This is a genomic window from Plantibacter flavus (assembly GCF_002024505.1).
GTDB lineage: Bacteria > Actinomycetota > Actinomycetes > Actinomycetales > Microbacteriaceae > Plantibacter > Plantibacter flavus_A.
This window is the reverse complement of the sequence record NZ_CP019402.1, coordinates 2,553,940-2,574,703: the sequence shown is the minus strand read 5'-3', so window position 1 is coordinate 2,574,703 and position 20,764 is coordinate 2,553,940. Positions and strand designations below refer to the sequence as shown.

At 70.2% G+C, this 20,764-nt stretch carries 16 protein-coding genes; 13 read left to right on the top strand and 3 right to left on the bottom strand.

The features are described from left to right. The first annotated feature begins 2 nt into the window (after positions 1–2). The 8 genes from BWO91_RS12060 (at position 3) to BWO91_RS12025 (ending at position 11,067) form a co-directional block, all read left to right on the top strand. Positions 3–1,601 (top strand): SDR family oxidoreductase, encoded by a 1,599-nt coding sequence (locus BWO91_RS12060; protein WP_079002723.1) that lies wholly within the window; start codon positions 3–5, stop codon positions 1,599–1,601. A 9-nt stretch (positions 1,602–1,610) separates the two neighbouring features. Next, the gene (locus BWO91_RS12055; RefSeq protein ID WP_079002722.1) at positions 1,611–2,609 is read left to right on the top strand and encodes a malate dehydrogenase; all 999 of its coding nucleotides are present in this window, start codon (positions 1,611–1,613) and stop codon (positions 2,607–2,609) included. Positions 2,610–2,691: 82 nt separating this feature from the next. Further along, positions 2,692–2,916: a heavy-metal-associated domain-containing protein gene (locus BWO91_RS12050; protein ID WP_071262335.1), complete on the top strand. Its 225-nt coding sequence runs from the start codon at positions 2,692–2,694 to the stop codon at positions 2,914–2,916. Then, entirely contained in the window at positions 2,916–5,210 is a 2,295-nt protein-coding gene (locus BWO91_RS12045) for a heavy metal translocating P-type ATPase (RefSeq protein ID WP_079002721.1), read from the top strand. The genes BWO91_RS12050 and BWO91_RS12045 overlap by 1 nt, the downstream gene beginning before the upstream one ends. A gap of 75 nt (positions 5,211–5,285) precedes the next feature. Continuing rightward, positions 5,286–6,566, top strand: a complete 1,281-nt coding sequence (locus BWO91_RS12040) for a GAF domain-containing protein (RefSeq protein ID WP_153303446.1) — start codon at positions 5,286–5,288, stop codon at positions 6,564–6,566. Positions 6,567–6,680: 114 nt separating this feature from the next. After that, complete coding sequence (exaC, locus tag BWO91_RS12035) at positions 6,681–8,204, top strand: acetaldehyde dehydrogenase ExaC (RefSeq protein ID WP_079002719.1); 1,524 nt, start codon at positions 6,681–6,683, stop codon at positions 8,202–8,204. Positions 8,205–8,325: 121 nt separating this feature from the next. Continuing rightward, positions 8,326–8,718 (top strand): DUF779 domain-containing protein, encoded by a 393-nt coding sequence (locus tag BWO91_RS12030; RefSeq protein ID WP_079002718.1) that lies wholly within the window; start codon positions 8,326–8,328, stop codon positions 8,716–8,718. A gap of 165 nt (positions 8,719–8,883) precedes the next feature. Then, positions 8,884–11,067 (top strand): DEAD/DEAH box helicase, encoded by a 2,184-nt coding sequence (locus BWO91_RS12025; protein WP_079002717.1) that lies wholly within the window; start codon positions 8,884–8,886, stop codon positions 11,065–11,067. 57 nt (positions 11,068–11,124) lie between these two features. On the opposite strand, the gene BWO91_RS12020 is transcribed toward BWO91_RS12025, so the two are convergent. Continuing rightward, positions 11,125–11,391, bottom strand: a complete 267-nt coding sequence (locus BWO91_RS12020) for a mycoredoxin (RefSeq protein WP_064294490.1) — start codon at positions 11,389–11,391, stop codon at positions 11,125–11,127. A 146-nt stretch (positions 11,392–11,537) separates the two neighbouring features. Between BWO91_RS12020 and BWO91_RS12015 the strand changes: the two genes are divergently transcribed. Continuing rightward, positions 11,538–12,566: a 6-phosphofructokinase gene (locus tag BWO91_RS12015; protein WP_064294489.1), complete on the top strand. Its 1,029-nt coding sequence runs from the start codon at positions 11,538–11,540 to the stop codon at positions 12,564–12,566. A 60-nt stretch (positions 12,567–12,626) separates the two neighbouring features. On the opposite strand, the gene BWO91_RS12010 is transcribed toward BWO91_RS12015, so the two are convergent. After that, positions 12,627–14,729: a S9 family peptidase gene (locus BWO91_RS12010; RefSeq protein ID WP_079002716.1), complete on the bottom strand. Its 2,103-nt coding sequence runs from the start codon at positions 14,727–14,729 to the stop codon at positions 12,627–12,629. A 76-nt stretch (positions 14,730–14,805) separates the two neighbouring features. On the opposite strand from BWO91_RS12010, the gene BWO91_RS12005 reads away from it, so the two are divergent. The 4 genes from BWO91_RS12005 to BWO91_RS11990 all read left to right on the top strand — a co-directional run bounded on the left by BWO91_RS12005 (position 14,806) and on the right by BWO91_RS11990 (position 19,198). Continuing rightward, entirely contained in the window at positions 14,806–15,645 is an 840-nt protein-coding gene (locus BWO91_RS12005; RefSeq protein WP_079002715.1) for an aldo/keto reductase, read from the top strand. Positions 15,646–15,698: 53 nt separating this feature from the next. Next, on the top strand, positions 15,699–17,543 hold the full coding sequence (locus BWO91_RS12000; RefSeq protein ID WP_167620470.1) for a DUF2207 domain-containing protein: 1,845 nt from the start codon (positions 15,699–15,701) through the stop codon (positions 17,541–17,543). Between the two features lie 144 nt (positions 17,544–17,687). Then, a complete protein-coding gene (locus BWO91_RS11995; protein ID WP_064294486.1) occupies positions 17,688–18,866 on the top strand; it encodes an inorganic phosphate transporter in 1,179 nt (392 codons plus the stop codon). Next, on the top strand, positions 18,863–19,198 hold the full coding sequence (locus BWO91_RS11990) for a peptidase (protein WP_079002713.1): 336 nt from the start codon (positions 18,863–18,865) through the stop codon (positions 19,196–19,198). Before BWO91_RS11995 ends, BWO91_RS11990 begins: the two co-directional genes overlap by 4 nt. A 218-nt stretch (positions 19,199–19,416) precedes the next feature. Here BWO91_RS11990 and BWO91_RS11985 read toward each other — a convergent pair whose 3' ends face one another. Continuing rightward, the gene (locus BWO91_RS11985; RefSeq protein ID WP_079002712.1) at positions 19,417–20,694 is read right to left on the bottom strand and encodes a uracil-xanthine permease family protein; all 1,278 of its coding nucleotides are present in this window, start codon (positions 20,692–20,694) and stop codon (positions 19,417–19,419) included. Positions 20,695–20,764: the final 70 nt, after the last annotated feature.

Genomic DNA, 20,764 nt, shown 5'->3' with positions numbered 1-20,764 from the left:
CCATGACCGAATCATCGACTCCGAAGCGCGTACTCGTCACGGGTGCCACCGGCTACATCGGCGGGCGGCTCGTGCCGCGGTTGCTGGAGGCCGGGTACACGGTGCGGGTGCTCGTGCGCTCGCCGCAGAAGCTCACCGACGTGCCCTGGCGCGAGCAGGTGGAGGTCGTCGAGGGTGATCTCGGGGACGCCGCGCGGGTCGCGTCGGCCTGCGAGGACGTCGACGTCGTCTACTACCTCGTGCACTCCATGGGCGGCAAGGGCGACTTCGAGCAGACGGAGCTCGCCGCCGCCGAGCACGTCGCCGCCGGCGCTGCGGCGGCCGGGGTCTCGCGCATCGTCTACCTCGGTGGCCTGCACCCCGAGGGCGTCGAGCTGTCGAAGCACCTGCGGTCCCGCACCGAGGTCGGGCGGATCCTGCTCGCCTCGGGCGTCCCGACGATCGTCCTGCAGGCCGGTGTGGTCATCGGCTCCGGATCGACCTCGTTCGAGATGATCCGCCATCTCACGGACATCCTGCCGTACATGCCGGCGCCGCGCTGGGTCCGGAACTTCATCCAGCCGATCGCGGTCCGTGACGTCCTGCACTACCTGCTCGCGGGCGCCGAGGTCGACCGCGACGTGAACCGCGCCTTCGACATCGGTGGCCCCGACGTCCTCCGATACGGACAGATGATGAACGGCTACGCGGTCGAGGCCGGCCTCTCGCAGCGCCCGATCGCGCCGCTCCCGGTCCTCACCCCGTGGTTGGCCTCGCAGTGGGTGAACCTCGTGACGCCGATCCCGCGCCGGCTCGCGTCGCCGATCATCGAGTCGCTGCTCGTCGACTGCGTCATGGGCGATCACGACATCGACGCGGTCATCCCGCCGCCGGAGGGCGGTCTGACGGGGTACCGACGCGCGGTGCGCCTCGCACTGCAGCGCATGCGGGACGGTGAGGTCGAGACCTCCTGGCGGAACGCGACCGTGGACGGCGCGCCGAGCGACCCGCTGCCGAGCGACCCCGACTGGGCCGGACACACCGTCTACATCGATCTCAAGGAACGGAAGACCTCCGCGAGCGCCGACCGGCTCTTCTCGGTGATCGAGTCCATCGGCGGCGAGAACGGGTGGTACTCCTTCCCGCTGGCGTGGGCGATCCGTGGCTGGATGGACAAGCTCGTCGGTGGTGTCGGCCTCCGACGTGGTCGCGACGATCCGCAGCATCTCAGCGTGGGGGACGCCCTCGACTTCTGGCGGGTGGAGTACCTCGAACGTGGTCGGATGCTTCGCCTGCGCGCCGAGATGCGCGTGCCCGGTCTCGCGTGGCTGGAGATGAGCGCGACCCCGGTCGGCGACGGCTCGGTCTACCGGCAGCGCGCCGTCTTCTTCCCGAAGGGGCTCGGCGGACGCCTCTACTGGTTCGCGATCCTGCCGTTCCACGGGATCATCTTCAACGGGATGGCGAACCGCATCACGGAGGCGGCCGTCGCGCTGCCGTCCGAGTCCTCGGCCCAACGCAAGAGCCGGGTGGGGCCGGTGTCCCCGGAGGAGCACGAGGCGGTCGACTCCGCCGAGGCGGACATGCAGGCCTCGCGACCCACCCCGGAGGCCGCGGAGTAGCGTGGGTGTATGAGCGAACCCACCGTCGTCACCGTCACTGGAGCCGGAGGCCAGATCGGCTACTCCCTGCTCTTCCGCATCGCGTCCGGTCAGCTGCTGGGGCCGGACCGCCCTGTGCTCCTGCGCCTGTTGGAGATTCCGCAGGGGCTCGGAGCGGCCGAAGGGACTGCACTCGAGCTGCAGGACGGTGCCTTCCCGCTGCTGGCCGGTGTCGAGACGACTACGGAGGCGTCGCGCGCATTCGAGGGGGTGAATGTCGCTCTCCTCGTGGGAGCCCGCCCCAGGGGTCCTGGGATGGAACGAGGCGACCTGCTCGCGGCCAACGGCGGGATCTTCGCACCACAGGGCGCGGCGATCGGAGCCGGTGCGTCCGACGACGTGCGCGTCCTGGTGGTCGGCAACCCGGCCAACACGAACGCACTCATCGCCCAGTCGGCCGCCGCCGGGGTGCCGGCCGGACGGTTCACCGCCCTGACCCGACTCGACCACAACCGTGCCGTCGCGCAGTTGGCCGCCAAGACCGGCGCACCCGTGTCCGAGATCGACGGCGTCGTGATCTGGGGCAACCACTCGGCGACGCAGGTGCCGGACCTCTCCCACGCGACGGTCGGTGGTCGTCCTGCCCTCGAACTCGTCGACGAGGAATGGATCGCCGACGAGTTCATCCCACGGGTGGCGAAGCGCGGGGCGGAGATCATCGCGGTGCGGGGGTCGTCGTCCGCCGCCTCGGCCGCTGCCGCCGCCATCGACCACGTGCACGACTGGGTGAACGGCACGGCGACCCCGGGCCGGCCGGAGCGCTGGACCTCCGTGGCGCTCCCCTCGGAGGGCTGGTACGGCGTACCGGAGGGGCTCGTGAGTTCGTTCCCGGCCCGCTCGGTCGACGGACGCTGGGAGGTGGTCGAGGGGCTCGACATCGCGCCCGTCTGGCAGCGGCGCATCGACGCTTCCGTGGTGGAACTCGAGGAGGAGCGGGCGGCGGTGCGGGCGCTCGGCCTGCTCGGCTGATCAGGCGATCGCGTCCCGCGGACGGTTGCAGGGGGTACCCCCTGGGGGTATAGTGAAGGCTCCGATCCACTGAGGAGGACGCATGTCCGAGACCACCGCAACCACCACCTACCGCGTCGACGGCATGACCTGCGCGCACTGCGTGTCCGCTGTCACGACCGAGCTCTCCGCGCTCTCCGGCGTGGACGGGGTCGCCGTGGATCTCGACGCGGGGACGGTCACGGTCTCGGGTACCTCCTCGACGGACGAGGCCGCCATCGGTGCCGGCGTCCAGGAAGCCGGCTACACGCTCGTGGGTCGTCGCTGATGAGCGCGCCACTCATCCAGCTCGACCTCGACATCGAGGGCATGACCTGCGCGAGTTGCGTGGCACGCGTCGAGAAGCGGCTGACCGCGCTCGACGGTGTCGAGGCGCAGGTCAACCTCGCGACCGAACGGGCGACGGTGACCGCACCCTCCACCGTCACCGCGGACGAGCTGATCGCGGCCGTCTCGAAGGCCGGCTACACGGCGACGGTGCGTCCGCCCGCTGACGAACGCGCCGCAGTGAACCGGGAGCAGACTCCGTCGTCGGGAACGACGCCCGACCCCTCGGCGACCGTGACGACGCTCCGCACCCGCCTCGTCGTCAGCGCGGTGCTGGCGCTGCCCGTCGTGCTGCTCGCGATGATCCCCGCCTGGCAGTTCGACCACTGGCAGTGGCTCTCGCTGACCCTCGCGACGCCGGTCGTCTTCTGGGGCGGGTACCCGTTCCACCGGGCGACGTTCGCGACGCTGCGGCACGGCTCGGTGACGATGGACACCCTCATCACGCTCGGGACGGGGGCAGCGTACCTGTGGTCCGTCTGGGCGCTCTTCTTCGGCATGGCCGGGATGACGGGCATGCGGCACGAGTTCACCTTCTTCGCACCCGACGCCGACCCCTCAAGCGCGCTGTATCTCGAGGTGGCCGCCGGCGTGACCGTCTTCCTGCTCGCCGGTCGCCTCATCGAGCAGCGGTCGAAGCGTGCCGCCGGCGAGGCACTCCGCGACCTCATGACGCTGGGCGCCTCGGAGGTCTCCGTGCTCCGGCATCGTGCGCCGGACCCCACCGACCTCATGGCGCCCACCCGCACCGAGGAACGGATCCCGATCGAGCAGCTGCTCGTCGGAGACCACTTCCTCGTGCGTCCCGGTGAGTCCGTCGCCACCGACGGGGTCGTCGTCGAGGGGGCGGCGAGTGTCGACGAGAGTCTTGTGACGGGGGAGTCCGTCCCGGTCGAGCTCGTAGCCGGCTCGCGGGTCATCGGTGGCACGATCGCGCGCGGCGGCAGTCTCGTGGTGCGGGCGACGGCCGTCGGCGCCGAGACGCAGCTGGCGCGTATGGCTCAGGCGGTCGAGGCGGCACAGCTCGGGAAGAGCCGGGTCCAACGGCTCGCCGACCGCGTCTCGAGCGTGTTCGTCCCGGTCGTGCTGGTGATCGCCCTCGGCACCGCCATCGTGTGGGCGCTCACCGGCTCGACCATGGAAGCGGCGTTCACCGCCGCGGTCGCCGTCCTCATCATCGCCTGCCCGTGCGCACTGGGGCTCGCGACCCCGGTGGCCCTCCTCGTCGGGACGGGACGCGGTGCGCAGCTCGGCATCCTCATCGCCGGACCGGAGGCGCTCGAGCAGGCGAGCGGGATCGACCGCATCCTGCTCGACAAGACGGGGACCGTCACGTCCGGGCGGATGAGCGTCACGGAGGTCTGGGCGACCGGTGCGACGGACGAGGTGCTCGCCCTCGGCGCGGCGCTCGAGGCGGCCTCCGAGCACCCCATCGCCGAGGCGATCGTCGCGGAAGCGACCCGCCGCGACGCACCGCGTCCGGTGGTCTCGGACTTCGCGAGCCTCGAGGGTCTCGGCGTCACCGGCACGATCGACGGCGGAACCGTGCTGGCCGGACGTCCCGCCTTCGCGGAGGACCAGGGCTTCCGCATCGGACCGGACGCGGCGAGCGCCCTGGCTGCAGCCGCGGAGCGTGCGAGTACCGTGGTGGTCGTCGCCTGGGACGGCGAGGTCCGCGGCGTCGTCGAGGTCGCCGACACGGTGAAGCCGGAGGCCCGCGCCGCCATCGGACGCGCCGTGTCCCTGGGTATGACACCCGTGCTCCTCACCGGCGACAACGCGGCCGTTGCAGCGCGGGTCGCGGCCGAGGTCGGGATCACCGAGGTGATCGCCGACGCGAGCCCCGCCGACAAGGTCGCCGCCGTCGAACGGCTTCAGTCGGCCGGTCACCGCGTCGCCATGGTCGGCGACGGGGTGAACGACGCCGCGGCGATCGCCACGGCCGATCTCGGGATCGCCATGGGGACGGGCACGGATGCGGCCAAGGGTGCAGCCGACCTCAGCATCGTCTCCGGTTCCCTCGCTACAGCGATCGACGCCGTGCGGCTCTCCCGACGGACGCTCGGGATCATCCGTGGCAACCTGTTCTGGGCGTTCGCGTACAACGTGGCGGCGATCCCGCTCGCCGCGCTCGGGCTCCTCAACCCGATGATCGCGGGTGCGGCGATGGCGTTCTCCAGCGTGTTCGTCGTGCTCAACAGCCTGCGCCTCCGCCGGTTCCGTCCGGCCGCCTGAGGTTACCCGTCGACCGACGGGCTGTGGCGGATACACTGTCCGCAGAACCGGTCGACGTGGATGGGTGGTGGTGAGGTGTCCAGTCCGTGGCTGGCGGCCCCGGCGCGTGCCGAAGCGCAACGCGGACTCGTCCGACGGCTCGTCCGCGAGTCGTGGGAACGGTCGATGGGCCGTCACCTCGACCCGGACAACCTCATGCCGGAGCTCGCCTTCGACGAGGACGAGTTGCGCGACCACCGGCTCGGGCACCCGCTCGCCGGCGTCCTCCCGGTCATCACCAAGCTGCTGGTCAACGACGCGGACGACGACTCCGGCATGCTCGTCGCGGTGGGCGACGCCATGGGCAGACTGCTCTGGGTGGACGGCGACCGTCATCTGCGGCGACGGGCGGAGGGCATGCTCTTCGTCGAGGGTGCCGGGTGGTCGGAGCGGGAGGTGGGGACGAGCGCCCCGGGCACCGCGCTCGAACTCGACCACGGCATCCAGATCCACGCGGCCGAGCACTTCAACCGCCTCGTGCACCCGTGGAGCTGCACGGCGGTCCCGGTGCACGATCCCGAGACCCGGCAGATCATCGGCGTGATCGACATCACCGGTGGCCCGCAGGCGGTCGCCTCGCATGCGCTGCCACTGATGGAGGCGACCGCGGCCGCCGTCGAGTCCGAGATCATGGTGCAGCGGCTGCGCGCGGTCGCCGACCGTCGGTTCGCCGGTCGAGCACACACGGACGCGCCCCGCCGGACGACCGCGGTGCGGCCCGGCCTGCAGGTGCTCGGTCGTGACACCGGCCTGCTGATCGGACACGGGGCGAGCCGCCCGACCGAGCTCAGCCGACGGCACGCCGAGATCCTGACGCTGCTGGCCTGGCACCACCAGGGCCTCAGCGCCGACGCGCTCGCCGGGCTGCTCTACGACGGGGACGAGGCGGCGGTCACCCTCCGGGCGGAGCTCGTCCGGCTGCGGAAGGTGCTCGGCGGGACCGCGCCGACACTCGTGCCGGTCTCGCGGCCGTACCGGCTCACCACCCCGCTCCAGCTCGACGCCCACCAGGTGTTGTCCCTCCTCGACCGCGGCGCCCACCGCGCAGCACTCGCCGCGTACCCGGGTCCGCTCCTGCCGGACTCCACCGCCCCCGGTGTCGTCGACCTCCGCGAGCGGGTCGCGACGCGCCTTCGCGAGGCGATGCTGACCGACGCCTCGGCGGACCTGCTGCACGACTACATCCGGACCGCGGCCGCGCCCGACGACGTCGAGGCCCTGCACGCCTGCCTCCGACTGCTGCCGCCGCGGTCACCGAAGCGCGCGGGCCTCGTCGCCCGCATCGAGGCGATCGACGCCGAGCTCTCGGCGTCCTGACGGCCGATCCGGTCCGCGGTCCGCGGCGCAACCTCCTGCAACCTCCTGCCGACTAGCGTCGACGGCACGCACCTGAGCGGTGCGACACCGACAACGTCGTCGACAAGGAGTGACATGACCGTCTACGCCAACCCGGGTACCGAAGGTGCCGTGTTCAGCTACGCCCCCCGCTACGACCACTTCATCGGGGGCGAGTACGTCCCGCCCGCGAACGGCCAGTACTTCGAGAACCAGACCCCGGTCACCGGAGCCGTGTTCACCGAGATCGCCCGAGGCACCGCGGCCGACGTGGACCGAGCGGTCGAGGCGGGATGGAAGGCGTTCCCCGCCTGGTCGAAGACGAGCGTCGCCGAGCGCGCGGTGATCCTGGGCCGCATCGCCGACCGCATGGAGGAACACCTCGAGGAGATCGCCGTCGCCGAGAGCTGGGAGAACGGCAAGCCGGTCCGCGAGACCCTGGCCGCCGACATCCCCTTGGCCATCGACCACTTCCGCTACTTCGCGGGGGCGATCCGCGCCCAGGAGGGCGGCATCTCGGAACTCGACCACGACACGGTCGCCTACCACTTCCACGAACCGCTCGGAGTCGTCGGACAGATCATCCCCTGGAACTTCCCGATCCTCATGGCCGTGTGGAAGCTCGCACCGGCGCTCGCCGCAGGCAACTGCGTCGTGCTGAAGCCGGCCGAGCAGACCCCGGCGTCGATCCACCTCATCGTCGACCTCGTGAAGGATCTGCTGCCGGCCGGCGTGCTCAACGTCGTCAACGGCTTCGGCATCGAGGCCGGCGCCCCGCTGGCCTCCCACCCGCGGATCCGGAAGATCGCGTTCACCGGCGAGACGACGACCGGGCGCCTGATCATGCAGTACGCGAGCGAGAACCTCATCCCGGTGACGCTGGAGCTCGGCGGCAAGAGCCCGAACGTGTTCTTCGAGGACGTGGCGCGCGAGCACGACCAGTACTACGAGAAGGCGCAGGAGGGATTCAGCATGTTCGCCCTGAACCAGGGCGAGGTCTGCACCTGCCCGAGTCGGGCTCTCGTCCAACGGTCCATCTACGACGGCTTCGTGGGCGACGCGCTGACCCGCATCGGCAGGATCAAGCAGGGCAACCCGCTCGACACGGACACGATGATCGGTGCCCAGGCGTCGAACGACCAGCTCGAGAAGATCCTCTCCTACATGGACATCGGCAAACAGGGCGGCGCGAAGCTGCTCATCGGCGGCGAGCGAGCCGACCTCGGCGGTGAGTTGAGCGGCGGGTTCTACGTCCAGCCGACCGTCTTCGAGGGGACGAACGACATGCGGATCTTCCAGGAGGAGATCTTCGGGCCCGTGCTCGCGCTCACGAGCTTCGCGGACTACGACGAGGCGATCTCCATCGCGAACGACACCCTCTACGGCCTCGGCGCCGGGGTGTGGAGCCGTGAGGCGACGACGCTGTACCGGGCCGGGCGGGCGATCGAGGCGGGACGCGTCTGGTCGAACACCTACCACCAGTACCCGGCGCACGCGGCGTTCGGCGGGTACAAGCAGTCGGGCATCGGCCGGGAGAACCACAAGATGATGCTCGACCACTACCAGCAGACGAAGAACCTGCTCGTGAGCTACGCGGAGGGCCCGATGGGCTTCTTCTGATCGCCGTCCCCGGTCCCTGAGCCCCATCCGGTCCCTGAGCTTGTCGAAGGGCGCCCATCGACAGGCTCGGGGACCGGCGGAGGGGCAGGGCCGGGCACACGACACGACGAAGGAGGACACCATGACCGGACGGGTCGACGTCACCGACGCTGCGGCCGCACTGGTGCGGGAGATGACCGCGCTGCACGGACCGCTCATGTTCCATCAGTCCGGCGGCTGCTGCGACGGGAGTTCGCCCATGTGCTACCCCGTCGGGATGTTCCGCACGGGCGCGGTCGACGTCCTGCTCGACGCGCTCGACGTGCCCGGGCTCGACGCGCCCGTCGAGGTCTACATGTCGCGTTCCCAGTTCGAGTACTGGAAGTACACGCACCTGACGATCGACGTGGTGCAGGGGCGCGGCAGCGGGTTCAGCGTCGAGGCCCCGACGGGGCAGCGGTTCCTCATCCGCTCGCGCATGCTCGACGACGCCGAACTGGAGCGGTTCGGGCTCGTCGACAGCGCGCCGGACTGAGCGCTCGCGACCGATGCGGCCGATGGCGTAGACTGGGCACACGCCCGTCGGGCGCCCGTGTCGGTCTCGTGCAACGCTCTGTTGCTCCACGACGACCAGTCGGGCCCGGCGCCCGTCTCTTCCGGCCCCTCGGCCGATGAGGCTCTTCGACTGCTCAGGAGGAGCATGCCGCACACCGGCCAGCAACGCCGTTCCCAGGGGCGTTCCAGCACCCGTTCATCTGGCCGCTCGAACCCCAGAGGGTCCTCGTCGCGTCACGACGACGACGCGCCGATCATCCCCATCCTCGCCCGCAAGGTGCGCGAGGTCGAGGCGAAGGCGCAGAAGGGCAAGGTCGGGCCGACCAACCGGACCAAGTACCAGGTCATCGCCTTCCTCGTCCGCGAGGAACGTGCCAGGGTCAAGGCCGACACGACGTACAGTGACGCCACGCGGGCCGAGCTCCTGAAGCGCCTCGACGGTGTGGCGACCATCCTCGCCAAGACGGCGGCGCGCGACACCTCGCTCATCCAGCTCCTCGAGGCCGACGCAGCGACGAGCCCGGTCGCGCAGCGGCTCCGGCGCGACTGGCTCCTCGAGTCGGGCGCCGAACTCAGCGCCGACGAACTCATCATCACCGTCGAGAAGCCCGTCGTGGAGTCCGTCGTCCCGGCCGAGCTCGCCGAGAAGCAGGTCATCCCGCAGTCGGTCAAGGCACGTCAGTTGGCCAATCCGTTCCTCGCCCCGGACTTCAGCCAGGCGGCACCGCAGCCGACCGTCCGTCGACGACTCGACAGCTGGGAGCTCATGGGCCCCCTGTACAAGGCGTTCGAGCTCGGTTCCGGCGGGGGAGCGGCCTCGATGGACCTGCCAGAGGCCCCGAAGCTCGACCGGCTCTCGCCGCGCGGCCTCGAGATCATGAAGCACCAGGCGCGCTTCGTCGAGAGTGTCCGTGAAGGACACCGTTCGTTCCTGCTCGCCGACGAGCCTGGCCTCGGCAAGACCGCACAGTCGGTCCTCGCCGCCTCGGTCGCCGAGGCGTACCCGCTCCTCGTGATCGTTCCGAACGTCGTCAAGATGAACTGGGCGCGCGAGGTCGAGCGCTGGACGCCGCACCGACGCGCCACGGTCATCCACGGCGACGGCCAGGCGCTCGACGCCTTCGCCGACGTCATCATCGTGAACTACGAGGTCCTCGACCGCCACCTCGCCTGGCTCGGGACGCTCGGCTTCCGCGGCATGGTGGTCGACGAGGCGCACTTCATCAAGAACCTCCACTCCCAGCGCTCGCAGCACGTGCTGTCACTCGCGAACCGGATCCGGAAGGCGACGCCCGGCCAGGACCCGCTGCTGCTCGCGCTCACCGGCACGCCGCTGATCAACGACGTCGAGGACTTCAACGCCATCTGGCAGTTCCTCGGCTGGATCAAGGACGGCAAGCCGACCGCCGAACTCATGGAGCGGCTCGAGGACACCGGTCTGACCCCCGCCGAGCACGCCTTCTACGCCGCCGCGCGGTCCGCCGTCATCGACATGGGCATCGTGCGCCGCAAGAAGCTCGACGTCGCCAAGGACCTGCCCGCCAAGCGCGTCGCCGACCTCCCGGTCGAGCTCGACGACGAGGCGATCCGGTCCATCCGCGACGCCGAGGCCGAGCTCGGGCAACGGCTCAAGTCCCGCTACGTGCGGGTGCTGGAGTCGCGTGGTGAGCGCGTCGACGCGCTGCACGAGCCGAACACCGACCTCATGCGCATGGTCGCCCAGGCCGAGCTCGACGAGTCCAAGGCCGCCGGTGGCACGGAGAACGTGTTCACCATGATCCGCAAGATCGGCCAGGCCAAGGCCGTCCTCGCCGCCGACTACACGGCGCAGCTCGCGAGGTCCGTGGGCAAGGTCGTGTTCTTCGCGAAGCACATCGACGTCATGAACGCGGCCGAGCAGTTGTTCGCGGGTCGCGGCTTGAAGACGGTGTCGCTCCGCGGCGACCAGACCGCGCAGGCGCGTCAGGCCGCGATCGACGCCTTCAACACCGATCCGGAGGTCGCAGTCGCGGTCTGTTCGCTCACCGCCGCCGGCGTCGGCGTCAACCTGCAGGCCGCGTCGAACGTCGTGCTCGCCGAGTTGTCCTGGACGGCCGCCGAGCAGACCCAGGCGATCGACCGCGTGCACCGCATCGGTCAGGAGGAGCCGGTCACCGCCTGGCGGATCATCGCCGCGCACACGATCGACGCGAAGGTCGCGGAACTCATCGACAGCAAGCAGGGCCTGGCCGCTCGCGCGCTCGACGGCAGCGACCAGGACGTCGCATCGGTCGACTCGGTGCAGCTGAACGCCCTCGTCCACCTGCTCCGCGAGGCGCTCGGGGCCTGACGACCGATACGTCCGGCCGGATGACCACGGGTCGCCCGGCTGGACGTCGTCGGCGGGTCAGACGCCGAGAGCCGCCTTCACCTGCGCGAGCGACGGGTTCGTCGCGGTCGAGCGGTCGGGGAAGATCACCGTCGGGACCGTCTGGTTGCCGCCGTTCAGCGAGGCGACGAGGTCGGCGGTCCCCGGGACCTGCTCGATGTCGACCTCGGTGAACGGGATGCCGGCTGCGGACAGCTGGTGCTTCAGTCGGGCGCAGTACCCGCACCAGGTCGTGGAGAACATCGTGATGCCGCCATCGGCGGGCAGGTAGTCGTCGGCACTCATCCCAGCAGCCTAACCCCGGTGGACGAGGCACCGACCCTCTGGGCCGGAGGACCACCGGCGCCGGATGAAGCACCGTCGGCGAGACGGTATTGTCGGGGATGACTCCCGGCACCTGAGGTGCCCCGATCCCCATGAGGACTGTTGATATGAGAATTGGTGTGCTCACGAGCGGCGGCGACTGCCCCGGCCTGAACGCGGTCATCCGAGGAGCGGTCCTCAAGGGGACGAAGATCCACAACCAGGAGTTCATCGGCATCCGCGACGGGTGGCGAGGAGTCGTCGAGGGCCTGACGATGCCGCTCGACCGCCACAGTGTGCGCGGTCTCGCCAAGCAGGGTGGCACCATCCTCGGCACGAGCCGGACCAACCCGTTCGAAGGACCCCACGGCGGCCCGGAGAACGTCCAGCACACCATGGACCGGCTCGGCATCGACGCGCTCATCGCCATCGGCGGCGAGGGCACGCTCGCCGCGGCGAAGCGTCTGACCGACGCCGGCCTCAAGATCGTCGGCGTCCCCAAGACGATCGACAACGACCTCGACGCCACCGACTACTCCTTCGGCTTCGACACCGCCGTCGAGATCGCGACCGAGGCCATCGACCGCCTCCGGACGACCGGTGAATCGCACAAGCGGTGCATGGTCATCGAGGTCATGGGCCGGCACGTCGGCTGGATCGCCCTGCACGCCGGCATGGCGGCGGGTGCCCACGCCATCCTCATCCCGGAACAGCCGCAGTCGATCGAGCAGATCTGCGAGTGGGCGGACAGCGTCTACCAGCGCGGTCGAGCCCCGATCATCGTCGTGTCCGAGGGGTTCACGCTCGACACCATGGAGACCGCGCACTCCGAGAAAGGACTCGACGCGTTCAACCGTCCCCGTCTCGGTGGCATCGCCGACGTGCTGGCACCCGAGATCGAGCGCCGGACGGGCATCGAGTCGCGCGCGACCGTGCTCGGCCACCTGCAGCGCGGTGGCGTCCCGAGCGCCTACGACCGCGTGCTCGCCACCCGTCTCGGCATGGCCGCCATCGACTCCGTCATGGCCGGCGATTGGGGCACGATGATCGCCCTCCGAGGCACCGAACTCGTCAACTGCCGCTTCGAAGAGGCGCTCGGCAAGCTGAAGACCGTGCCGCAGGAGCGCTACGACGAAGCGGCGATCCTCTTCGGCTAGACACCCGCCGCACCGACGACGCCCCTGCCCCGGACGGAGCAGGGGCGTCGTCGCTTCGGATCAGGCCGGATCGGTGTCCGTGAGTCCGAGCACGTCGAGCAGCCAGGCGAGCTCCTCGGCGCGCTCGCGCCACGCGTTGTACCGACCGCTCACCCCACCGTGCCCGGCGCTCATCTCGATCTTCATCAGTGCCGGCGCTCCGGCGTCCCGCAGGCGGGCCACCCACTTCGCGGGTTCCACGTACAGGACGCGGGTGTCGTTGAGACTCGTCGTCGCGAGGATGCGCGGGTAGCGCTTCTCCGGGTCGACGTTCTCGTAGGGACTGTAGGCCTTCATGTACGCGTAGACCTCGGGGTCGTGGAGCGGATCGCCCCACTCGTCCCATTCGATGACCGTCAGGGGGAGCGACGGGTCGAGGATGCTCGTCAGCGCGTCGACGAACGGGACGCCGGCGAGGATGCCCGCGAAGCGGTCGGGAGCACGGTTCGCCACGGCGCCCATGAGGAGGCCGCCGGCGCTGCCGCCCTCGGCGACGAGGCGGGCAGGCGTCGTCCAGCCCTCGCGGATGAGATGGTCGGCCACGTCGACGAAGTCGCTGAAGCTGTTCTGCTTGTGGAGCTTCTTGCCGTCCTCGTACCAGTGGCGCCCGAGTTCACCGCCGCCGCGCACATGGGCGATCGCGAAGGTCACGCCGCGGTCGAGCATCGACAGTCTCGCGATCGAGAAGGACGGGTCCATGCTGGCCTCATACGAGCCGTACCCGTAGAGGTGGAGCGGCCCGGGCCCCTCGACACCGACCCGGCGCACGATGGAGATCGGTACCCGGGTCCCGTCCACGGCCGTCGCCCACTCCCGGAACTGCTCGTAATCCGCCGGGTCGTAATCGCCGAGGACCGGCTGCTGCTTGCGCACGAAGCGTTCGCCGGACCGGAGGTCGAGTTCGAGCACGGTGGACGGCGTCACGAGGGACCCGTATCCGAACCGGAGCATCGGTTGAGCCCATTCACCGTTGCCGTGCCAGCCGACGGTGGACAGCGGTTCGTCGAAGGCGATCTCGTCGATGTCGCCACTCGTCGGGTCGAGCAGGCCGATGCGGGTCAGGCCGTCGCGCCGGTAGGAGACGGTGGTCACGGCCTCGAACGCCTCGACGTCCTCGAGCCGGCGCTCGCTGCTGTGCGCGACGACGACCCGCGCCGTGCCGAGCGGATCCGACAGCGGCACCTCCACGAGCTCGAAGTCCGGCGCGTCCCGGTTGTGCAGGATGAGCAACCGGTCTGCGCCGTCGGCCACCCGGTGTTCGACGCTGTACTCGACGCCGTCGGTCCGCGGCCAGACGACCCGCGCCTCCTCGGACAGTGCGTCGGCGGGGACGAGTCGGGTCTCGCTCGTGACCGAGGAGCCCGCCTCGATCAGGAGCAGCGCGCGGCTGCGGGTGAATCCGGCGCCGACCCAGAACCGCTCGTCGGGCTCGTGGAAGAGGACCGTGTCGCCGTCCTGGGACGTCCCCACCCGGTGCAGGTGCACGGTGTCGGGGCGCCAGCTCTCGTCGACCGTCGTGTAGACGATGGCGGTGCCGTCGGGGGAGAACTCCGCCCCGCCCGCGGTCCCGAGGAGCTCGTCGTCGAGGTCGACGCCGCTCGCGAGGTCCCGGACACGGACGGTGTACCGCTCGTCGCCTTCGACGTCGACGCCGTAGAGCAGTCGCGTGCCGTCGTCCGACACGTCGAAGCTGCCGAGGGAGAAGAACTCGTGGCCCTCCGCCTCGACGTTGGCGTCGAGGATGATCTCCTCGCCGGGGGCCGCGCCGCCCTCGGGCAGGGTCGGCGGCGTCCAGTCCTCCGGGTCGGCGACCGGGATGCGGCACTGGATGCCGTACTGACGGCCTTCGACACTGCGGCCGTAGTACCACCACGCACCGGAACGGGTCGGGACCGAGAGGTCGGTCTCGAGCGTGCGACGCTTGATCTCCTGGAAGATGCGCTCGCGCAGTCCGGCCAGATGCGCCGTCTCCTGTTCGGTGTAGGCGTTCTCCGCCTCCAGGTGCGCGATCACCTCAGGCGACTCCTTCTCGCGGAGCCACTCGTACGGGTCGACCACGGTGTCGCCGTGGTGGGTGCGTTCGGTCGGTCGGGTCTGGGCACGGGGGGCAGAGAGCTTCGCCATGGTCCAACGCTAGTCGAGGCGCGCCCTCCCAGCCCGCTCGGAGCCATCCGAGGGCCGCCGGGTCTAGCGTGGGGTGATGACGACCATCCCAACATTCGCGCTCAACGACGGTTCGAGCGTCCCCGCGATCGGTTTCGGCACGTACCCCCTGCGGGGCCGCGAGGGCACCGACGCCACGCTGTCCGCCATCGATGCGGGCTATCGACTGATCGACACCGCCGTCAACTACCGCAACGAGGACGCCGTCGGCGCAGCGGTCCGCGAGACCGACGTGTCCCGCGACGAACTCGTCGTCGCGACGAAGCTGCCCGGCCGCGACCACGGTTTCGAGGAGACCATCACCTCGTGCCGCGGATCCCTGGCCTCGCTCGGCCTCGACCACATCGACCTGTACCTCATCCACTGGCCGAACCCCTCCGTCGGCCGCTTCGTCGAGTCGTGGAAGGCCATGATCCAGCTGCAGCGCGAGGGCCTCGTCCGCAGCATCGGCGTCTCGAACTTCACCGAGGAGTTCCTGACCCGCCTCGCCGACGAGACGGGTGTGCTGCCGGCCGTCAACCAGGTCGAGTTGCACCCGTACTTCCCCCAGGAGGAACTCCTCGCGTTCCACCGCGAACACGGTGTCCTGACCGAGGCCTGGAGCCCGCTCGGCAAGGCGCAGGCACCGTTCGCCGAGGAGCCGGTCGCAGCGGCCGCCGCGGCGCACGACGTCTCGCCGGCGCAGGTCGTCCTCCGCTGGCACCACCAGCGCGGCGTGCTCCCCATCCCGAAGTCCGCGTCCCCGGAACGCCAGCGCACGAACATCGACGTCTTCGACTTCGCACTCAGCGACACCGAGGTGCAGGCGATCACCGCACTCGGGCGGACCGGCGGCAGGCTCTTCGACGGAGACCCCAACACCCACGAGGAGATGTGAGTCCCGGCGGGCGCGTCCGCGCGCCCGCCGGCACCCCTCCTAGACTTGGCCGGGTGAAGCCCAGACGTCGTCGCCTGTCCCCGGTCCGTGCCCACGCGTCGCGGGTGCTCCTCGTCGCCCTCGCCCTGGCGGTGGGTGCACCGCTCGTCGCGACCCTCGCGAGCACGCCGCCCGCCGCGGCCGACGCTCGGACCGACGTGTCCGACTTCACCTTCTCGTCCTTCGACGGTGACTACACCCTGAGCCGTGGCGGCGACGGTCAGGCCGAGCTGCGCGCGGTCGAGACCTTCGTCGCGGAGTTCCCCCAGTCCGACCAGAACAAGGGCATCATCCGAGCGATCCCCGACGAGTTCGACCGGGCACCGCTGCACACGGAGATCGTCTCGGTGACCGACGCCGACGGTGCGCCCGTGGAGTGGGAGACCGACCGCGACGGCGACTTCCTCGAGCTGTCGCTCGGAACGGACGACTACGTGCGCGGCACGCAGAGCTACGTGATCACCTACACGCAGCGCGGCGTCGTCGGCGCCTATCGCGACACACGCTCCGACGAGTTCTACTGGGACGCGCCAGGGACCGGTTGGGACCAGCCGTTCGCCGACGCCAGCATGACGGTGCGGGTCGCCCCCGACATCGCTGACGCGCTCACCGGTGACGGCGCCTGCTACCGCGGGGATCCGGACGACAGCTCGCCGTGCGACCTCTCCCAGGCGGAGGACGCCGATGGCGACGTCTTCACGACCGCCTCCGTCCCGCTGCAGGCCCGCCAGACGCTGACGGTCGCGATCGGGTTCGAACCGGGCACCTTCGTCCAACCGCCCCGCCCCGGCGAGGCACCGGTCTTCTCCATCGTCCCGATCGTCCTCGGCGCGCTGTCGGCCGCGGGGCTCGGAGCACTCCTGTGGATCCGACTGCGCTTCTGGCGTGACCACCCCGGTCGTGGCGTCATCGTGCCGCAGTACTCCGTCCCGAAGCAGATGAACCTCCTGCTGGCGGGCGACCTCGCCGGACGCGCCTCCTCGTCGATGGCAGCCGAGATCGTCAGCCTCGCCGTCCGCGGCAAGCTCCGGATCGTGGACGGACCGGGCAAGAAGGACTACTCCCTGCAGTACCTCGACGACAGCGACACGGATGAGCAGGAGCGGCGCGTGCTCGCCGCGCTCTTCCCCGACCGGAACCGACCGCGGGAGATGAAGCAGGTCGACCCGGCGCTCGGCAAGGCGGTCACCGCGGAACTCGCGGCCGCCAAGCGGAACGCCCTCGACCTCGGCCTCCGACGCTCGGTCTCCTCCGGGCGGGCGTGGATCATCGTGGGGGCGCTCGCCCTTCTGGGCGTCGCCGGGATCGTCTTCTTCGGGGTCGCCTACTCCCAGCGAGCGGACAACGGCTGGTCGGTCGCCGCGCTCTTCGTGACCGGGATCGCGCTGCTCGCCGGGATCGTGTTGGCCATCGCGCCGAAACCGCTCACCGCCACCGGTGCCGATGCGCGGGACGAGTTGCTCGGCCTCCGCGACTACCTCGCGCTGGCGGAGCAGGACCGCTTCCGCATGTTGCAGAGCCCCGACGGTGCCGAACGGATGGACCTCGGCGACCCCGGCCAGCTCGTCCGGGTCACCGAACGGCTCCTGCCCTTCGCCGTGCTCTGGGGCGTGGAGCGCGAGTGGGCGAAGGAGCTGGGCATCCGCTACGAGCAGGCCGGGAGCGCGCCGTCCTGGTACGCCTCGAACACCCCGTTTCAGGCGGCGATGTTCGCGAACGCGTTCTCCGGCTTCTCCGGATCGGCCTCGAGTACGTCGGCGTCCTGGTCCACCAGTGGGGGAGCGAGCTCGTCCGGCGGCTCGACGGGCGGCGGCTTCGCGGGCGGCGGCGGAGGCGGCGGAGGCGGCGGCGGGCGCTGATCGGCGTCGAGTTGACCTCGACCGGGCAGGGTGTAAGGATCGTGTACGGCGGGTGAACCGCCCGTATCCAGCACGTGAATTCCCCCCAAACATCTCGTCGGGGAGCACTGTGTCCGTATTCGCTCCGCCTCGAGAAAGACACCAGTGGAACTCGTTACCCTGACTGTCGTGCTGGTCATCGCACTGGCACTGTTCTTCGACTTCACGAACGGGTTCCACGACACGGCGAACGCCATGGCGACCCCGATCGCCACGGGCGCCCTCAAGCCGAAGACCGCCGTCCTGCTCGCCGCGATCCTCAACCTCGTCGGTGCGTTCTTGTCCACAGAGGTCGCGAAGACCATCTCGGGCGGGCTCATCCGGGAGGGCGAGGGCGGCATCCGGATCGGACCGGAGCTGATCTTCGCCGGACTCATCGGCGCGATCGTCTGGAACATGCTGACCTGGCTCCTCGGTCTGCCGTCGTCCTCCAGTCACGCCCTGTTCGGTGGACTCATCGGCGCGGCGATCGTCGGCGCCGGCTTCGGCTCGATCGACTTCGGTGTGGTCCTCTCCAAGGTCATCCTCCCGGCGTTGATCGCCCCCGTCACGGCCGGCGTGGTCGCCTATTCGGCGACGAAGCTCGCCTACCGGATCACGCGGCGCTACGACGGCAAGCCCGACGGTCGCGACGGGTTCCGATACGCGCAGATCTTCTCCTCGTCCCTCGTCGCCCTCGCGCACGGCACGAACGACGCACAGAAGACCATGGGCGTCATCACCCTCACCTTCATCGCGGTCGGCGTGCAGGCGGTCGGCACCGGCCCCGAACTCTGGGTCATCGTCGTCTGCGCCCTCGCCATCGCGCTCGGCACCTACATGGGCGGCTGGCGGATCATCAAGACCATCGGCACCGGGCTCACCGACGTCAAGCCGGCACAGGGCTTCGCGGCCGAGACGAGCACCGCCGCCACGATCCTCGCCTCGAGCCACCTCGGCTTCGCCCTCTCCACCACGCAGGTCGCCTCCGGGTCCGTCATCGGCTCCGGCCTCGGGCGACGCGGATCGAAGGTCCGCTGGGGGACCGCCGGGCGGATCGCCCTCGGTTGGTTGATGACCCTTCCCGCGGCCGGCATCGTCGGGGCACTCGCCGCCGCCGTCGCCCACCTCGGTCTCGTCGGCATCATCATCGACGCCGTGGTGGGGGTCGGCGTCATCCTCACCATCTTCCTCATCTCGCGCCGGAACCAGGTCGACCACAGCAACGTCGTCAGTGAGGTCGCCGATTCCGGTCGCGCGGTCAAGATCAAGCGCAACCCCAAGCCCAAGAAGGTGAAGAAGTGATCGACTGGGCAGCATTCCTGATCGTCTTCGCGACGTCGCTCGTCGGCGCGACCGCGATCGTCAGCCTGTACTCCCTCGGGCTCCGGCTCCTGACCACCGCCGGGCGCGTGCCCGTGGTGGCGCCGGCCGAGTTCACCGACGCGATCACGGTCATCACGCCGGAGGAGGCCGCGAAGGCGGCGAAGCGCGCTGCGAAGGCCGCTCGGAAGAACCCGTTGACCCCAGCCCAGCAGAACCTGGCCCGCGCCGGTGCCTACGTCTGCTTCGCCCTATGTGCGGGGGCGGTCCTCTTCGGCATCTACCTGATCGTGCCCTTCTTCCACCAGGGCTGACCCCCGGGGTTCGCCAGCGCACCGCGCTGACACGAGCGCGGGCCACCGGTCCGGGCCCGATGCGTGTGGGTGCGCCGGCGCGGTGCGCTGGCGTGAAACGCATCTACCCGGCGTGACCGCTGGTCACACACGTGAGCGCGGGGCTCCAGAGACCCGCGCTCACGCGTGCGACCCGCGCTGGCGCCAGCGCACCGCGCTGACGCCCCGCACCGGACGGGTCAGGCGGTCTTCCGCCAGCGACCGATGGTCGACATCACGTGGTAGATGACGATCGCGGCGATCGTGCCGAGCGCGATCCCGTTGAAGCTGACGTCACCACCCGCCACCCAGGTGAAGTCGGCGATGCCGATGATGAGGGCCGTCGCCGCGGTGAACTGGTTGACGGGCTTCGAGAAGTCGACCTTGTTGTCGAGCCAGATCTTCACGCCGATGATGCCGATGAGTCCGTACAGAGCCGTCGTGACGCCGCCGAGGACGCCCGCCGGGATGGTGTTGATGACCGCACCGACCTTGGGGGAGAGGCCGAGGAGGACCGCGAACAGACCGGCGACCCAGTAGGCCGCCGTGGAGTAGACCCGTGTCGCCGCCATGACGCCGATGTTCTCGCCGTAGGTCGTCGTGCCCGAACCGCCGCCGAAGCCGGCCAGCATCGTCGCCAGGCCGTCGGACAGGAGTGCGCGACCGGTCTGCTTGTTCACGGAGGCGTCGGTCATCTGTGCGACGCCCCGGATGTGGCCGACGTTCTCGGCGATGAGGACGAGCACGACGGGGAGGAACGCCGGGAGGACCGCCCAGACCGCCGGGTTCGAGATCGGGTTGTCCGCGAGGTGGAACTCGGGGAGGCCGACCCATGCGGCGTCCGCGATCTTCGAGAAGTCGATCTCCTGGCGGATCGCCGCGACGATGTACCCGACCACGACGCCGATGACGATCGACAGTCGACCGAGGATCCCTCGGAACACCACGGTCGAGAGGATGACGGCCGCGAGCGTCACGAGGGCGGTGATCGGAGCCGCCACGAAGTTGTTCTTCGCGGCGGGGGCGAGGTTGAACCCGATGAGTGCGACGATGGCACCGGCGACGACCGGCGGCATGAGTGCATCGATCCACCCGGTTCCCGTGACCTGCACGACGACGCCGACGAGCGCCAGGAGGAGGCCCACCGCGAGGATGCCGAAGAGGGCGCTGCCCATGCCCTGGCTCGCGACCGCGGCGGAGATGGGGGCGATGAAGGCGAACGACGAGCCCAGGTAGCTCGGCACGCGGTTCTTGGTGATGACGAGGAACAGGAGAGTGCCGACGCCCGAGAAGAACAGCGTCGTGGTGGGCGGGAACCCGGTCAGCACCGGGACGAGGAACGTGGCACCGAACATCGCGACGACGTGCTGCATGCCGAGGCCGATGGTCCGCGGCCAGGTGAGGCGTTCACCGGGGCCGACGATCGCGTGGGTCGGGACGTGCTTGCCGTCGCCGTGCAGAGTCCAGGGCAGCGCCATGTGAGCTCGATTCCGTGAGGAGGGTGCTGGTTAAGGGGTCCAGCCGATCGTAGCGGCACCCTCGCATCCC

Coding starts and splice junctions, on each gene's coding strand:
- exaC (WP_079002719.1), top strand. CDS start 6,681: ATGACCGTCTACGCCAACCCGGGTACCGAAGGTGCCGTGTTCAGCTAC.
- BWO91_RS12060 (WP_079002723.1), top strand. CDS start 3: ATGACCGAATCATCGACTCCGAAGCGCGTACTCGTCACGGGTGCCACC.
- BWO91_RS12050 (WP_071262335.1), top strand. CDS start 2,692: ATGTCCGAGACCACCGCAACCACCACCTACCGCGTCGACGGCATGACC.
- BWO91_RS12045 (WP_079002721.1), top strand. CDS start 2,916: ATGAGCGCGCCACTCATCCAGCTCGACCTCGACATCGAGGGCATGACC.
- BWO91_RS12010 (WP_079002716.1), bottom strand. CDS start 14,729: ATGGCGAAGCTCTCTGCCCCCCGTGCCCAGACCCGACCGACCGAACGC.
- BWO91_RS11985 (WP_079002712.1), bottom strand. CDS start 20,694: ATGGCGCTGCCCTGGACTCTGCACGGCGACGGCAAGCACGTCCCGACC.
- BWO91_RS12055 (WP_079002722.1), top strand. CDS start 1,611: ATGAGCGAACCCACCGTCGTCACCGTCACTGGAGCCGGAGGCCAGATC.
- BWO91_RS12020 (WP_064294490.1), bottom strand. CDS start 11,391: ATGAGTGCCGACGACTACCTGCCCGCCGATGGCGGCATCACGATGTTC.
- BWO91_RS12025 (WP_079002717.1), top strand. CDS start 8,884: ATGCCGCACACCGGCCAGCAACGCCGTTCCCAGGGGCGTTCCAGCACC.
- BWO91_RS12015 (WP_064294489.1), top strand. CDS start 11,538: ATGAGAATTGGTGTGCTCACGAGCGGCGGCGACTGCCCCGGCCTGAAC.
- BWO91_RS12030 (WP_079002718.1), top strand. CDS start 8,326: ATGACCGGACGGGTCGACGTCACCGACGCTGCGGCCGCACTGGTGCGG.
- BWO91_RS12005 (WP_079002715.1), top strand. CDS start 14,806: ATGACGACCATCCCAACATTCGCGCTCAACGACGGTTCGAGCGTCCCC.